The organism is Vibrio sp. 10N.239.312.C11 (assembly GCF_041466065.1).
Classification (GTDB): domain Bacteria; phylum Pseudomonadota; class Gammaproteobacteria; order Enterobacterales; family Vibrionaceae; genus Vibrio; species Vibrio tasmaniensis_A.
Window position 1 is genome coordinate 12,617 of record NZ_JBFSRZ010000024.1, and the last position, 15,535, is coordinate 28,151.

10 protein-coding genes are annotated in these 15,535 nt (G+C 43.8%); 2 read left to right on the plus strand and 8 right to left on the minus strand.

What is annotated here, in order from left to right; translation table 11 throughout:
- The first annotated feature begins 54 nt into the window (after positions 1-54).
- On the plus strand, positions 55-2,790 hold the full coding sequence (locus AB6D07_RS12110; RefSeq protein WP_017102805.1) for an ImpA family metalloprotease: 2,736 nt from the start codon (positions 55-57) through the stop codon (positions 2,788-2,790).
- Positions 2,791-2,926: 136 nt separating this feature from the next.
- Here the strand turns inward: AB6D07_RS12110 and xthA are convergent, their stop codons facing one another.
- The 3 genes from xthA to emrD form a co-directional block, all read right to left on the minus strand.
- A complete protein-coding gene (xthA, locus tag AB6D07_RS12115; RefSeq protein ID WP_017102068.1) occupies positions 2,927-3,733 on the minus strand; it encodes an exodeoxyribonuclease III in 807 nt (268 codons plus the stop codon).
- Between the two features lie 169 nt (positions 3,734-3,902).
- The gene (locus AB6D07_RS12120; protein ID WP_372091327.1) at positions 3,903-5,993 is read right to left on the minus strand and encodes a S9 family peptidase; all 2,091 of its coding nucleotides are present in this window, start codon (positions 5,991-5,993) and stop codon (positions 3,903-3,905) included.
- A gap of 331 nt (positions 5,994-6,324) precedes the next feature.
- The gene (emrD, locus tag AB6D07_RS12125) at positions 6,325-7,530 is read right to left on the minus strand and encodes a multidrug efflux MFS transporter EmrD (RefSeq protein ID WP_029222894.1); all 1,206 of its coding nucleotides are present in this window, start codon (positions 7,528-7,530) and stop codon (positions 6,325-6,327) included.
- A gap of 512 nt (positions 7,531-8,042) precedes the next feature.
- Here emrD and AB6D07_RS12130 point away from each other — a divergent pair.
- Positions 8,043-10,160 carry a methyl-accepting chemotaxis protein gene (locus tag AB6D07_RS12130; RefSeq protein WP_017102803.1) on the plus strand — a complete coding sequence of 706 codons (2,118 nt, stop codon included), beginning with the start codon at positions 8,043-8,045 and terminating at the stop codon, positions 10,158-10,160.
- A gap of 144 nt (positions 10,161-10,304) precedes the next feature.
- Here AB6D07_RS12130 and AB6D07_RS12135 read toward each other — a convergent pair whose 3' ends face one another.
- The 5 genes from AB6D07_RS12135 to dinG form a co-directional block, all read right to left on the minus strand.
- On the minus strand, positions 10,305-11,438 hold the full coding sequence (locus AB6D07_RS12135; RefSeq protein ID WP_017102802.1) for a cupin domain-containing protein: 1,134 nt from the start codon (positions 11,436-11,438) through the stop codon (positions 10,305-10,307).
- A gap of 43 nt (positions 11,439-11,481) precedes the next feature.
- The gene (rsmS, locus tag AB6D07_RS12140; protein WP_009846328.1) at positions 11,482-11,652 is read right to left on the minus strand and encodes a pleiotropic regulatory protein RsmS; all 171 of its coding nucleotides are present in this window, start codon (positions 11,650-11,652) and stop codon (positions 11,482-11,484) included.
- Entirely contained in the window at positions 11,642-12,190 is a 549-nt protein-coding gene (locus tag AB6D07_RS12145) for a primosomal replication protein (RefSeq protein WP_009846329.1), read from the minus strand. The genes rsmS and AB6D07_RS12145 overlap by 11 nt, the downstream gene beginning before the upstream one ends.
- A 23-nt stretch (positions 12,191-12,213) precedes the next feature.
- Positions 12,214-12,993: a TSUP family transporter gene (locus tag AB6D07_RS12150; protein ID WP_012603599.1), complete on the minus strand. Its 780-nt coding sequence runs from the start codon at positions 12,991-12,993 to the stop codon at positions 12,214-12,216.
- Positions 12,994-13,121: 128 nt separating this feature from the next.
- A complete protein-coding gene (gene dinG, locus AB6D07_RS12155) occupies positions 13,122-15,197 on the minus strand; it encodes an ATP-dependent DNA helicase DinG (protein WP_029222893.1) in 2,076 nt (691 codons plus the stop codon).
- Positions 15,198-15,535: the final 338 nt, after the last annotated feature.

The following is a 15,535-nucleotide window of genomic DNA, read 5'->3' on the forward strand; positions in this document are numbered from 1 at the left end:
CTTAAGTAAACCCATAGATACACTTGCTCCAATTTTTTTGAGTGTCGTATAACAATGAAAAAAAACATCTTATCTTTGTGTCTAATTCTGCCGTCGTCTCTACTACTTTCTGCATGTGGTGGTTCTAGTGATTCCGCTCAACCTCCGAGTAAAACGGCGGTACAAAAAGCGCTTGAATCCGGAGATGCATCCCTTGTATCTAATGCCAATGAGTTTATTGACGCCAGCCAAACGCTCGTTGCCCAATACAAATCTGATTACAGTCAAATTAAACAGTCTCTGTCTAAAAATTCAGACGGCACGCCGCTGCGCAATCTTCATTGGGATCCAACACACGATGCCGCGATAATCTTACCAACTTACGGCTTCAACGATGTCATCCTGCAAACCAATAAAGCGATGCAGAGTGGATATACTGACCAAGAGCTTGCGATTGGTATTGCAGGTTATACATCGAGCGGTAGTCGTTACGCTGCGTTAGCAAGTAACCCATTTCGAACTAAGCAACGTTCAACGGATTCAGTCAACGCAGAAATGGAAGTGTGGTTGAAAAACTTGGTGGGTTGGGCATCAGGCACAAGTTCACCTAAGAATGTTGTCTTGGCTCAGATGGATCAGTCTTATTATTTTCCTGATGACAAAGCAACGCGAAACTGGCTAACGAGCAACATCAATCCTTCGATGGTTATCAATGATGATAACGCCTGTGACGGCAGCAAATTAAGCCAATGTATTGAAACGAACAACCCTGATTTATTGATTTTGTCTCAAAAGTTAAATGATGGTGACGAAATTAACGATGTAATGACGGGGTTACGTTTGGCGTTCAACAAAAAGATTCCCGTACTGTACTTGCATCTTGATGGCGGTATGACGGACTTAGGCAACGCACTATTTGCAGAAATGCATATGACGTATGTTGGTGATAACTATTGGCGTAGGCTAGGGCTGTCAAATTGGGATTCAACGCAACTGATTGATCGAATGCCAGATAATATCGTCAAACAACAAGCACTTTTACAGCGCCTGAAACTCGATAGTTTCACTGTTGACTTGAATTTATGTGATGACAAATCTTGCCCAGATGAGTCCAACATGGATGAAGAGTTCTATAAGGCAGCGAACAGTATTCGTTCACACCTAACGACGCTTGATAGCAAAAAAATTGATCTCTTTGCATCCAAGAACTACGAATATGAAAAGCTGTTACTGCTACTTGCTGATCGCTACCGACAAGACGTTAAGTACCCAATGGGTAAAGACGTAACAGATAGAATCGACTTTCTTCGATCGTATTACAGTGATTACGCGACATACAACACTCGACAACATAATGCAGCACAGCCGAGTTTAGGGAACTTCAGCACCAAGAACTTTAAGAATGTCCCTCTCATCAGCAAGAATATTACTTTAGAGTCAAAGAGAAATTTCCGTGCGGCGGGTGTATACGCCTTACCGGGTAAGACGATCAAAGTGACGCGATTAGATAATAACAAAGTGGCAACGTCGATTGCCCTTAACACACTACGTAGTGGTGCGACTCATGAGTTTTCGGGTAAAGACGGCTATGCAAGGCCGAAGTTTTTGACTTCGGTAACTTACCCCGTAAAACATGGAGAAACGATATACCTGACCTCTGCCTATGGCGGGACATTACAAGTTCATTTTGATACCAACGATATCGATGTAGAGCTCCGTTTTGAAAATGTTGCCCAACACCCTGTTTGGCGAAGTAAAGCGGACAACGATAGCTTTGTCGCGCAGCTTGAAGAAGGAAAGTTTGATTGGGCTGAGTTGGTGACTCCCGGATTTGAAGTTCACTCTAAACTAGACAAGATGAAAGAGTCTATCGGTGCCTCAGATTGGGCGCAGCCGCATGATATGGCACTCGCCACTGAGCGTTATGTACATAACTTTCCTCATGCGCTTGCAGGTTTTAGAGGTCCTGGGATTGATGAAATTACTGAAGTACATCAATACGGTGAGGCAAAGGGCTGGGAAATCGCGAACATTGATGTCGTGAAGCACATGAATGCCGATCAAGCGAACTGTGGTTACGGCTGTTCAGGAAACCCTTACGATGCTTATTGGTCTTTTCATCCTCTAGGGCATGGTGATTTGCACGAGCTTGGTCATGGACTGGAAAGAGGACGTTTTAGATTCGCTGGATGGGAAGGCCACTCAACAACCAACTATTATTCGTATTTTAGTAAATCAAAGTATTACAAAGACACGACAAAGGTATCGTCTTGCCAAAGCCTAGACTTTAAAGGGCAGTATCAACTTTTACAGCAGAGCCGAACTCAGCCAGATCCAAACGCTTTTATGGCGGCTCAAAATCAAACGGGTTGGAGTTGGGGGGCTCGTATGTTCATTCAAATGATGATGTTGACTGAGCAGCAAGGTGTATTGAATTCAGGTTGGCATTTACTAGGGCGCTTACACTTGATTGAACGCGAGTTTAATCGCTTGAAAGCCAGTGATACTCTTTGGAACAACGGTAAAGGCTCGATTGGTTTTTCTGATTACACCAAACAAGAAGCCGAAGGCATCACCAACAATGACTGGTTGCTTATCGCATTAAGCTACGTAGCAGAAAGGGATATGAAGCAATACTTAGATATGTGGGGATTCAGTTTCAGTGATAAAGCGAAGCAACAAGTCACAGCTCTTAGTCTAAGTAACATGCCTTTGACATATTTTGCATCGTCTAATCAAGGCTATTGCTTAGATGAATTTGCTAAGACGCCGTTAGATGTTGACGGCACGACCGCTTGGCCGCTTAATTAGGTATATGGCAGATAGAGTCACGAAGAAAAAAGAGAGGAGATATTAACTCCTCTCTTTCGTTATTCGCTTCTGGTTAGCCTAGTGAACACGATTTACCAGCTACTTGATATGGCTAAGTTCTGTTACCTAAAAGTAACTACTTAAACGTCGACCAAATTGGCGCGTGATCTGACGGTTTTTCGATGCCGCGTAGTTCGTAGTCGATGCCCGCTTCAGTACACTTGTCAGCAAGCTTCTGAGTCGCAAGTACCACATCAATGCGCAGGCCGCGGTTGTCCACGAAGCCTTTTGAGCGGTAATCAAACCATGAGTATTGATCGTTCACTTCAGGGTGTAGTAAACGGAAGCTGTCCACAAAGCCCCAATCCATCAATGTTTTCAACCATTCGCGTTCTTCTGGTTGGAAAGAACATTTACCGGTTTTCAACCAACGTTTCGCATTAGGTTCACCAATGCCGATATCAATATCGGTAGGGCTGATATTAATGTCGCCCATTACGATCACTTGTTCATCTTTGTTGTGGTAATCGTTCAGGTACGTCATTAAGTCTTTGTAGAACTGGCGCTTGTACGGGTATTTGGTTTCATGCTTAATGTTGTCGCCTTGAGGGAAGTAACCATTTAGCACAGTGACCTTCTCACCGTTTTCATCTTCAAACGTCGCCATGATCATACGCTTTTGATGGTCTTCATTGTCTGTAGGAAAGCCTTTTTGTACCGAAATTGGCTCTTGCTTACAAAGCATAGCCACACCGTAGTGAGCCTTTTGACCGTGGAAGTAGACCTTGTAACCCATAGCTTCAACATCGGCTAGTGGGAAGGCTTCATCGTGCACTTTGATCTCTTGTAGACCAATCACATCAGGTTGGTGCTTATCGATAATAGCCTGAAGCTGATGAAGGCGGGCTCTAAGGCCATTGATGTTGAAGCTAATTACTTTCATTTGTTTTTATACCTCTCGTAAACCCTTGTGATTGCTTGCTTTTCAAGGGCTTGCTGATTTGGTGGGTTTCATGATTAATAGTATTTAAGCATGCTTAATAATTTCTGTCGCCATTTTGTCGCCCCTAAATGGCGACAAAATGGTGTGAATACTCACTTTTGCGCAGAATCTACTGAGTCTTTAGCAAGTCTAAAAAGAACGCGTATTCAAGTGCGTCTTCTTTTAATCGCTTAAATCGACCGGAAGCCCCACCGTGACCGGCTTCCATATCGGTTTTGAACAGCAGCACGTTGTTGTCTGTTTTCATTTCACGCAGCTTCGCAACCCACTTCATGGGTTCAAAGTATTGTACTTGTGAGTCATGCAGGCCTGTTGTTACCAAGATGTTCGGGTAGCTTTGATCCTTCACATTGTCATATGGTGAGTAACCTAGCATGTAATCGTAATAGGTTTTATCGTTCGGGTTGCCCCATTCATCATACTCGTTGGTGGTGAGAGGAATCGATTCGTCAAGCATGGTTGTGACAACGTCTACAAACGGAACATGTGCTCCGATGCCACGGTACAGTTCTGGTGCTTGGTTGATGATTGCGCCCATCAATAGACCGCCAGCAGAACCACCAACGGCGAACACTTTATCTTGTGCGCCGTAGCCTTCTTCAACCAGCCCTTTGGTCACATCGATAAAGTCGTTGAACGTGTTTTGCTTGGTTAGCTTTTTGCCGTCCTCATACCAAGGGCGCCCAAGCATCTCGGAACCTCGAATATGTGCGATAGCATAAACGAATCCGCGATCAAGTAAGCTGAGACGAGCCGAGCCAAAGGTTGGTTCGATTGTGTGGCCGTAAGAGCCGTAGCCGTATTGGTAGATAGGGTTGGTACCGTCTTTCTTGAATAGATCTTTACGATAAACCAAAGAGACAGGAACTTGCTTACCATCGCGAGCCGTTACCATGATTCGCTCTGATTGGTAGTTATCCGCTTCGAAATCACCTAATACGGGTGTCTGCTTCATTAGCTCAGATTCACCTGTACTTAGATCGAAATCATAGTAAGTACCTGGCGTAGTTAAGCTGCTGTAATAGACACGAACTTTTGAGTTATCTAATTCATAGTTACTTGTTAGGTAAGCAGCAAAAGCAGTGTCGTTAAATTCGAGTGGGAACTCTTTGCTCGTGGAGAGTTGACGAACTTTCACGGTAGACAAGCCATTCGTACGTTGCTCATAAACCAGATGGTCATCAAACAACTCGAAGTCAACAAGCTGAGTGTTATCGTCAGCAGGAATGACATCGACCCATTTAGAGCGGTCATGCATCTTTTCGGCTGTGACTTTCATTAAACGGAAGTTGACCGCTTGGTAGTTGGTGTAGATGTAGTACCAATCACCTAGCTTAGCGATGCTGTACTCGATACCCGTTTCTCGTGGGTAGAAAGCTTCAGCTTTAGCGTTTGGGTTGTTGGCATCTATGACTGAAACACCGCTGGTTTCTGTACTCGAGTGCCAAATGTAGACCTGTTCACAATCTTTGCTTTTGCTCAAAGAGGTGTAGTAAGCGCTGTCGGTTTCTTCGTAGATTAACTCATCGCTTGTCTGAGGTGTGCCCAAAACGTGGCGGTAAACTTGATAACCAAGTAGTGTTTGTGGATCTTTTTTGATGTAGTAAAAGGCTTGGTTGTCGTTTTGCCATGCAATAGCGCTCGAAGCACCTTCAATTTCATCTTTTAGGTATTCACCTGTCGTGAGGTCTTTAATCTTGATGGTGTAAATACGGCGGCTCAGCGTGTCTTCGCCATAGGCCAACAAGTTTTCACTTGGGCTGATCGTTAAGCCACCAATGCTGAAAAATTCATGGTCTTTTGCTAGTTCATTAACATCTAAGATGACTTGCTTGTCTGTACCTAAAAAGTCATTTTCACGCAAGTGAACTGGGTATTCGTTGTCACCTGTGACTTCATTCGAGTAGTAGTAGCTGCCTTTGCGAACTGGAACCGAATGGTCGTCTTTTGCGATTCGGCCTTTGATCTCTTCAAATAACTGTTCTTGTGATGCTTCAGTGTGTTTCAGCACGGCTTCTGCGTACTGGTTCTCTTGCTCAAGATGCTGCAAGATCTCTGGGTCTTGGCGCTCATCATCACGCATCCAGTAATAATCATCGATTCGGGTATCACCATGAATCGTCATTGCATGAGGGGCTTTCTTAGCTACGGGAGCTTGGGTTTGATGTGCGATGAGTTGCGATGGAGAGTTGTGGTCCATGGTTGTTATTCCTTGATTGCTGCATCCGGCGACAAGTGCGGCCGATACGGCTAATGTGGTTAAAGCGAAACGCATCTGTATATCCTATTGTGTACCTTACTCGTTTTAATGCCAGCATCCTTTAGTGGTTAGTTTTCTTCCAGTGATGTTATTTATAATTGGATTCTGGATTGGTACTTTCAGCGTAAGTGTCTGTTATTGTTTTCAATAAATCAAAGTAATGTTTAATGGAATCGATGGTAGATGTGAGCTGGGGGAAAACGTGCAATGAAAAAGGGACACACTTTCCAGTCTGTCCCTCTTCGTTGTTTGAGCTGAGGTAGAGTTTACTTTAGATAGCCAATGGCATTTCGTTTGAATGGTCAGGTTTACGATTAACCCAACGTAAACCAAGCATGGCGATGAATGACATTGCAATCATCAAGCAACCTAGCGGCAGTTGGTCTTGAGCTGGGAAGAACGAGGCCAGTAGTGTTGCGATGCCAGCACCTAGGTTTTGCATACCACCCAAAATCGCACCTCCAGTACCTGCGTGGTACGGGAATGGCGAAAGCGCACCTGTTGTTGCCGCCGGGAATAAGATACCAGCGCCCAAAAAGTAAATCGTAGCACCACCAATCAAAGTTAATGCTGTTGTTTGACCAAATAGACCTGGTATCAACACCACGGTAGACCCTACCAAGATAGCAACTAGTCCAACATTCAGAGCGCGGCGCTCAGAGCGACGTCGTGCGATGAAACTGGATAGGCCAGCACCGACTAAGTAACCTGGAATGGGTAATACAAACAACAAGCTTACTGTGGTTGCAGGCAAGCCAAGTACACCGCCAAGCAATACACCTGCCGCAGCTTCAAATACCGCTACACCTGCAAATGTTGCGACCAATACCAATAAGAAACCTTGGAAACGTTTGTCAGATAGAACGAACTTGTAGCTGTTGGCAACCGATTCATGTTTGCGTCGTTCTTTTGGCAGAGTTTCCATCATGCTCGTCATCATGGTGATCACCACTGCGATACCAAACAGCGCCAGGAACAAGTAGCTAGAACGCCAACCGAAAGCTTCTGTTAAGTACCCACCTAATACAGGAGCCATCAATGGTGAGAAAATCACACACATGCTAATTAAGCTGTTTGCGCGGTGCAGTTCTGCGCCTTCAAAACAGTCGCGAGTCAATGTACGAGACATCGCACCACCACAACCGATGCCCAAACCTTGTATAAAGCTACCTGCTAAGAACCATTCATATTCGTGAGCAAACAATGCCACCAAAGTACCGATGATGTAGATGATCAAACCGACAACGATGATTGGTTTGCGACCTAGGCGATCAGAAAGTGGACCGTATGCAAATTGCGACAGACCATAAGGGATCAGGTAGCACGCCATCACAGCTTGAAGCGAAGATGCTGAAACCAAGAACTCACCCGCCATATGACCGATAGAAGGCACGTACATCGTTTGAGTCATTTGACCCACGGCAGTCAGGATAGCGATTAAAAAGGTAAGTTTCGCTAATGGAAACGAGGCGGACATTTGCGTATCTCTCCAAAAATTAGGACGTAAAAAGTCTTGGCGTTCCATTAAGGAGAGCCAAATAAGTAAAGTAACCTGGGAATCTAGGCGCGAGATATTAGAGATTGAGCATCTACTTAGCAACCAAAAAGTGTGAAGTTGATCAAGATAAAAATCTATAGCTTAGATTATAAAAACTAATCCGAATTTATTGAGGTTATAAAATAAAAGGAGTTATTGGCTTCCTTGAAATGTTGCAATTACTCTGAATCAATTTGCGTTATTCATGACCGGAAGCGTAGGCAAAAAGAAGCCTAAGTCTGACAAGCTGAAAGCTCTTGAAATCAAAGCAATAACAGACAAAATACACGATTTATTAACATTTCTATAAACTTTCGTTTTATATGCACGTAATTTGTGCTGTAATTATCCGCTAAGCTATTCGTCTAACTCATTCACATTGTGCATAGCAGTTTGTTACTAATGTGATGGTTACGGTTATGGAAGTCTTTTGGCTTAAATAAGGATATTAAATGCGCTCTCTATCAGTACAGTGGAAAATAACCCTCTTAGCAGGTTGTTGTTTAATCATTACGTCACTGTCTCTCATTGGTTTCTCGATCTACAACGCGACGAGCAATCAACAGGTCATAAAATCTCAAAGCTCAGAATCAGTGATTAACAAAACTCAACAGTTGTTGGCATCCGTTTCTCAGCTTAATGCTCAGGAAACTCAACGTTATGTCGATGAAGCTATTTATCGAGCAGAAATGTTGGCTTCTAGTGCTCAGTTTCTAAAGAACAACGCAGACGAAAACTTTACCCCAAGTGAAGAGCTTCGTACTGCGTTAGATGAAATGGTTCGTCGTTCCGTTTTGAACTTTGATTCTATTCAAGGGGCTTACCTAGTCTTCAAGCCCGATTTACTTGATGCTGAAGATGCGAATTATGTCGATGCGGATTATGTCGGCTCGAATGAAAGAGGGCGTTTTGCTCCTTATTGGAAGGTCGCAGATAATGGTGAGAATGTTCTTCCAAACGTGTTATCAGAATCAACATTGAGTGATAACAGCAATAGCGAACGCTTTTTCTGTCCTTTGTCATCTGGACAAACGTGTATTAGTACGCCAAGAGTTGTGAGTAGCGGTGGTCAAGAACTGCTTACGTCTTCGATTTCGGTGCCTATCATCGTTGATGATGTGGCGATTGGTTTTTTGGGCATCGACTTAAGGCTCGATGGTTTAACCAATGTTGTCACTCAATCGGATCAAAGCTTGTTTGAAGGTGCAGGCGCGGTTTACGTCGTTAGCTTAGACGGTTCCGTTATCGCTTCTGATGATCAAAGTATTGCGGTTGGTTCGAGTTTTCAAAGCAACAATACAAGTAGTGATCTAATGACGGACTTTATCTTTGGTGGCGAAGTCACGACTCAATGGAGTGAGAATGGTGAGTGGTTACTCGCATTTGCACCTGTTGTTGCCGCCAACCAAACTTGGGGTGTGCTGTTTGAGATTCCAAGAGAGAGTGTGGTTGCTGACGCGAATCAATTGGATGCCATTATTAGTACTAAGCTAAGTGAAGGTATTAAGACTGAAGTGATTGCGGGTATTAGCTTTATTCTTTTCGGTCTAGCGATCATTGCTTTTGCTTCACTGTCCATTGTTAAGCCTATTCGACAGGTGGTTGAGAGACTGAACGATATTGCTTCTGGTGAAGGTGATTTAACGCAACGCTTGGAAGTGAAATCTCAAGACGAAATTGGTCAGTTGTCACAAGGGTTTAACCTGTTCTTAGACAAGCTTCAACACACGATTAAAGAGGTGATTCAGACCACTGAGCAAGTGGGGAGCACGACAAGCCAAGCGAAGGCCTCGGCATCAAGTACTCGTGAAAGTAGTGAGTCTCAGTTTAAAGAAGTGGATCTTGTGGCGACCGCGGCAGAAGAGATGACTCAGACTTCGGGCTTAGTGGTACAAAATGCTGAAATAGCCGTTGATGCCGCTTGTGAAGCGAATCGTTCTGCTCAGCAAGGCCAACAGGTTATCGAACTTTCTGCCGGTGAGATGAGAAAGCTGGTGGATCGTATGTCGAGCGCCGTGCCTATTGTTGAAGAGTTGGCTAAAAATAACGGTAACATCACTGAGATCTTAAGTGTGATTGAAGGGATCTCTGAGCAAACCAACTTACTGGCATTGAATGCGGCGATTGAAGCGGCTCGTGCAGGTGAGCAAGGTCGAGGTTTTGCCGTCGTTGCTGATGAGGTAAGAAACCTCGCAAGTCGCACACAGTCATCGGTTGGTGAAATCAGAGCGGTGATCGACAAGGTCCACGCGGGCACTCAAGATGTCGTTGAAGCGATACAAGAAGGTAATATTCTCGCTAACGACACGGCATTACATGTTCAAAAAGCGGTCGAAGATCTGGGTTCGATCTTTACTTCTATAGAAGCGATCAGTGATATGAACAACCAGATCGTGAGAGCGGCAGAAGAGCAACAATCGGTTTCCGGTGAAGTGAACCAAAGTGTCGTTAATATCCGTGATTTGAGTGCGAAGATCTTGGATCAAGCCGCAGCTTCTGAACAAGTGGGTAGCGAAATTGATCAACTGTCCCAACAGCAGCAGAAATTGGTTAATCAGTTCAAGGTTTAGCCTAGTTGTTCACTGTATAGCTTTTAAGCTTAGTTAACAATTGAATAGAAAAAGGGACAAATGAAGATTTCATTTGTCCCTTTTATTTTTCTTGGGCTCTAAGGCTCTAGGGCTTGGCGATATCCGCGAAACCGATTAACGATGTTAGTCTTCGATAAACCAGTAACCTTTATTCACCAATTCCGTCACGACGGTTACACCTGAAGGAGAAAGATTAGTTGTTGAGTTAATTACCGAATCATCACACAGTACGTTTAGTAGCGAAGAATCAGCCTGTTCAACTTTAACGACTTCCCCATTGATGTAAGCTGTGTTGCTTTCATTCTCATGGTAGAGCGCTTTTAAGCCCGATACTCGACAAATCTCGCCTTCTGACTCTAAGTGCTGAGCGATCTCTTCTTCTGTCCATAATGGCTCAGGAGCGACGATATCAAGCTGGTGGCGTGATTGGCTTAGCAAACATCCCATGAATTCGCTGATGGTTTCAGGTTGCTCTAGTGCAGATTTCAACATGTCAGTGAGATTGCTTAAATCCGATGAACGAATTTTGCCGTAGCCTTCTTGCGTTTTGAACTCTGGATCATGCAGGTGAACATCACCCATATCATGAGCAAGTACAAAGTCGGCAAAGTTGCTAATCAGCTCTTGTTCTTTAGGGGAGCGGTAGCCAATAGAGTAGCTCATTGACGGCTCTAACGTGTTCCCTTCATGCGGGAAACCTGGTGGGATATAAAGGATATCGCCTGGCTCTAAAGTTTCATCAATGATCGGGTCAAAACCTTCGATTTGACGAAGTGCAGAAGCTTGAACGGTCTCTTTGTATTGGCCAATATCTTTTGCGCCGACTTTCCACTGGCGTTTACCTTGGCCTTGAATGATAAATACATCGTATTGATCAATATGGGGGCCTACGCCACCTTCTGGTGCTGAATAGCAGATCATTAGATCGTCGAATAACCAGTTTGGTAACGCTTGGAACGCTTCAGTCAGCTGATTGGCACCCTGATGCCAGTGGTTAGCCGCTTGAACGATCAATTGCCAATGTGTTTCAGTGAGTTCGCCAAACTTCTCTTCTGAGAATGGACCATGTTCTGCAGTCCATTGATTGTCGAGGTTAGAGACAAAGCGAGAATCCACTTCTTCTTCCATCGATAAACCAGCAAGTTCTTCCGGCGAAATTGGGTCGATGAAGTTTTGGAAGCCACCTTTCAAGATGGTTGGTTTTTTATGCCAGTAGTTTTCAAGAAATTCGGGCATAGAAAAGCTAAGTTGGTACATGTGAATCCTGTATGTTTTTATGCTAGATGCTAGATGCTAGATGCTAGATGCTAGATGCTAGTTTGGCTTGTAAATCTTGTTGGACAATCTTAATTGCTTCTAACGCAACCTTTGGATCGATTTCGTTGCTTTCGAGCAGATAGATCAGGTCGACAGCTAACTTAACTTCTTCTGGGGCGTTATCCAGTGGTGATGATGGGTTATCAGTGTTCATTTCGCTTGGGGTTCTCTAAGTTAATCAGTCTCTCAATATTTTTCATTGAGTCTTCGCAGCGTTCTAATCGTTCTTTTGCTAATTGCCAAGCCTCGTCCGCTTTTTTCTTACTGTGGCGAGGCGCAGAATCAAACGCTAACTTGCGTACTCGTACTAAATCGACCAGTCGCTTTTGCCAATCTTGGTGCTGAGCGAGTTCGTTGTATAGGTCGTTAAGGTTTTTTCCTGACTTACTTTTTCGATCTAACCTTAAATCATGGTTGGCTAGTTCTCTTTGGATTGCAGCTATCTGATTAGTGAGTTTTTCTGTCAGGTAGTTGGCCCGAGAAGCAGTAAGTTGGTTTGTCGCTTGTTCTCGAACAATAGTGTTGTACGTTGCCTGAGTTTCGAGTGCGTAGGGCAGTAAAATAGAAGAGCTGCACTTAAACAAGGTTCTATCGAACAAGGCTTGATGATAAGCCCCTCGAGATTTATCAACCTGCGAGCAATGGCCAATTAAGGTATCAATGACGCTTTTTAATTTAGAGAAGTGATTCATTTTACTTACCTTGGGCGACTGGGCTATAAGGTTACAAACCAAGCTTCGTAAGCCAGCTTAATCGCAAGTACGCTTACAACAGTAACAAAAACAGGTCGTATAAATGTAGCACCGAAACGAATAGCAGAATGTGCCCCAACAAATGCTCCAGCCATCAAACAAAGACCCATAGTTAAACCAAGAACCCAATCAATATGACCAAGAATTGCGAAGGTAACCAAAGACGTAAAGTTACTGGTAAAGTTCATGGCTTTAGATAGACCTGAAGCAAGTAAGATATTGAGACGATAAAGCGCCATCGAGCTCACAGTCCAAAAAGCGCCGGTTCCTGGGCCTGCAACACCATCATAAAAGCCGAGAATGAATCCTTGGTACTTTTGCTTTCTCTTGAGTACCGGGCACGGTTTAGGAGACACATTATGGCTCACATCTGGAGTCTTATGAAAAATGGTATAGACAGCTGCTGCAAGAATGACTAGCGGTAATACCTTCTCTAACCACTCTGTGCTTATGGCATCAACAGTCAGGGTGCCGATTGTTGCACCTATTAAAGTAGATATGAAAGCACTGACCCAACATTCAGGTTTGAACAGCTTCTTGCGATAGTAAGTAAAAGCGGCTGTTGATGAGGCGAATGTTGCGGCCAGCTTATTAGTACCGAGTGCAATGTGTGGTGGTAAACCAAGCGATAGCAAAGCTGGTACAGTTAACATTCCTCCGCCACCGGCGACAGCATCAATAAAGCCTGCAGCAAATGCAACCAAGGCAAGTATGACCAACATGGTTGGCTCAATCATTTCCATAAATAGCTAGTGTTCTCGTTATCGGCTGTTCGGGCAGCCACATGAAGAATCGAGGGATTAGTCATGCTGGGTTGTGAATGCAAGGGCCTAGCGATGGCAGACCCATAACTACCACGAGGGTAGAAAAATTAGTATTTTATTGTTCTTTTAAAAGGCGGTAGCGAATCGAGTAGGGACTTTCCGTATCGCTTCGTGACTATGCGTCTATCAAGGATCGTGACTTTACCAGAATCTCGTTCTTTACGCAGCAATCTACCCACAGATTGAATAAGCTTTTTACTCGCTTCTGGAACAGTAATCTGCATAAACGGATTACCGCCACGAGATTCAATATATTCTGAATGTGCCCGCTCTACAGGTGAGGTAGGAACACCAAAAGGAATCTTGGTAATAACAAGGTTTTCAAGCAGCTCGCCAGGTAGATCAAGACCTTCAGAAAAGCTACCCGTTCCAAAAAGAACGCTTGTTTTACCTTGGCCTATGAGCTTTTTATGTTTTTTTAGGATTTCAGTTCGTGAGGTATCCCCCTGAACCTGTAACGCCCACGACTTTTTAACGAAATCTGTTGCCAAAGCTTGTGCCACTTGGTTCATTTGCCAATAAGAAGAGAATAGAATGAGATTGGCTTTGTTGTCTTCTATTACCTTAGGCAAAATTTCAATAAGATATTCGGTAAACTGAGGTGCTTGTGGTTCGTACTTCATTGCAGGTACCACTAATTCAGCTTGGTTCTGATAATCAAACGGCGATGCCAAAGCAAGAAATTGTACGCCATCTTCTGCTTTTTGGCTGATACCTGATTGATGACAAAAAAAGCTGAAAGAGTTGAGTGCTCTCATGGTCGCAGATACTAACACTGCACCAACACAACGACTCCAAATCTGTTGGTCCAGTTGCCAACCGACTTCTAATGGTGAGACATTAACAACAAAGTCTCCCTCGCTTTCTTTGCTTAATTCAAGCCAGCGAGCCAAAGGCGCCCCTTTTTCTCTCTTAGGTTCAGCCATTAATCGCCAAACTTGAGCAAGGTTTTCTGTTCTTTGTATATAAAAGCCAATTTCTGCAAGCGCAGGCTCTGCAAGCTTTGCGGAAAGCTCTCCGTCTTTAACTCGTTCTGCAATCAAGTCTGCAATTTTTGCTACGGCTTGGCTCGCCTTTTGCGTTAATTGTTTGAGATCTTTCGATTCGCTTTCTAACCATTCAGGTAAGTCACCATGCTCGAAGCGATACAAGCCATCTTCGAAGTGGCTAGCGTCAAACTGTTTGCTCATTTTAGTCAGAGTCGGGATCAGTTGTTGTACTGAGTCTTGCAACTCATTTCTAAATCTATGAACACGTTTCTCGTCTGCTAGCCCCGAAAGCTTAGTGATCGATTGATTCAAACGCTCTAACCAAGAGGCAGCACCTTTTAAGCTTGCGGCAGCAGAGGAGTGATCTCTCGCTACGTGTGGCAAGTGGTGAGCTTCATCAAATATATAGATGCTATTTTCTGGTTCTGGCAGTATCACACCGCCGCCTAGGTCCGCATCAGCCATCACTAAACTGTGATTGGCGATAATCACGTCTGCTTTATCTAGCTCTGAACGCGCTTTTTGGAAAGGGCAGTCTCTGTGCGTAGGCATACTGTTGTTACAGCTGTGCTTATCACTGACAATCATCTGCCAAATCATGTTGTCGATAGGTTTTGGCCACGAATCACGGTCACCATCCCATTTACCTTGGGTGAGGCTGCGGTACATGGTTTGCAGTTGCTCGATGTCTTTCTTTTTTGGTTTGGACTCGAACATGGCCATTTGACCACCATCAACCCCACACGCAGCGGCCAACTTCTCTGTACAACAATAACGCTGCCTTCCTTTCGCTAAGATGAAAGAAAACTCTCTATCAGTAAGTCGTCTATATAGAGGGAGATCTTTATTGACGAGTTGTTCTTGTAGCGCAACGGTCGCTGTTGAAATGACGATTTTACGATTGTTGAGCACGGCGACAGGAATTGTTGCCATTAAATAAGCCAGTGACTTCCCGATCCCGGTACCTGCTTCAGCAACAATCATGCGATTACTTTTGTGGTATTGACCACAAAGTGTCTTCGCTATTTCTGCAACAAGGTAATTTTGAGCACGTCGAGGTACAAAGTTATCCAACTGATCTTGGAGGTTTTGATAACTGGTGCGTATAGAATTTTGAATTTTAGTAGTTAGCATACTGTGACCTACGTAACGGAGCGAGGATAGTAGCACATATCACTAGTCGGTACATTTACCGCAAAATAGCTTGCTTTTGAATCAAAGGTAGATCTCGTTCACAAAAAAAAACTGAACCTTCAGGAACTTAACGATTTTATTTATGTTACGAAATATATATATCAAAAAATTGCACAATCCAGTTATTAAGTTCTGTAAATTGCACTTTAAATTGATTGTCGCGGAGCATTACACTGTTCTGTTCTTTGTTTGGGCTATTATATTTCCCTTGAAAATTAAGGGTAAGTTGCTCGTAAAATGATAGAAAAAAATGTAAACCCCTGATTTTTATGTATTTT

What these genes read in the sequence shown, in the direction of transcription:
- AB6D07_RS12150 (WP_012603599.1), bottom strand. Translation starts at nt 12,993, where the DNA reads ATGGAAATGATTGAGCCAACCATGTTGGTCATACTTGCCTTGGTTGCA.
- AB6D07_RS12130 (WP_017102803.1), top strand. Translation starts at nt 8,043, where the DNA reads ATGCGCTCTCTATCAGTACAGTGGAAAATAACCCTCTTAGCAGGTTGT.
- AB6D07_RS12120 (WP_372091327.1), bottom strand. Translation starts at nt 5,993, where the DNA reads ATGGACCACAACTCTCCATCGCAACTCATCGCACATCAAACCCAAGCT.
- xthA (WP_017102068.1), bottom strand. Translation starts at nt 3,733, where the DNA reads ATGAAAGTAATTAGCTTCAACATCAATGGCCTTAGAGCCCGCCTTCAT.
- dinG (WP_029222893.1), bottom strand. Translation starts at nt 15,197, where the DNA reads ATGCTAACTACTAAAATTCAAAATTCTATACGCACCAGTTATCAAAAC.
- AB6D07_RS12135 (WP_017102802.1), bottom strand. Translation starts at nt 11,438, where the DNA reads ATGTACCAACTTAGCTTTTCTATGCCCGAATTTCTTGAAAACTACTGG.
- emrD (WP_029222894.1), bottom strand. Translation starts at nt 7,530, where the DNA reads ATGTCCGCCTCGTTTCCATTAGCGAAACTTACCTTTTTAATCGCTATC.
- AB6D07_RS12145 (WP_009846329.1), bottom strand. Translation starts at nt 12,190, where the DNA reads ATGAATCACTTCTCTAAATTAAAAAGCGTCATTGATACCTTAATTGGC.
- AB6D07_RS12110 (WP_017102805.1), top strand. Translation starts at nt 55, where the DNA reads ATGAAAAAAAACATCTTATCTTTGTGTCTAATTCTGCCGTCGTCTCTA.
- rsmS (WP_009846328.1), bottom strand. Translation starts at nt 11,652, where the DNA reads ATGAACACTGATAACCCATCATCACCACTGGATAACGCCCCAGAAGAA.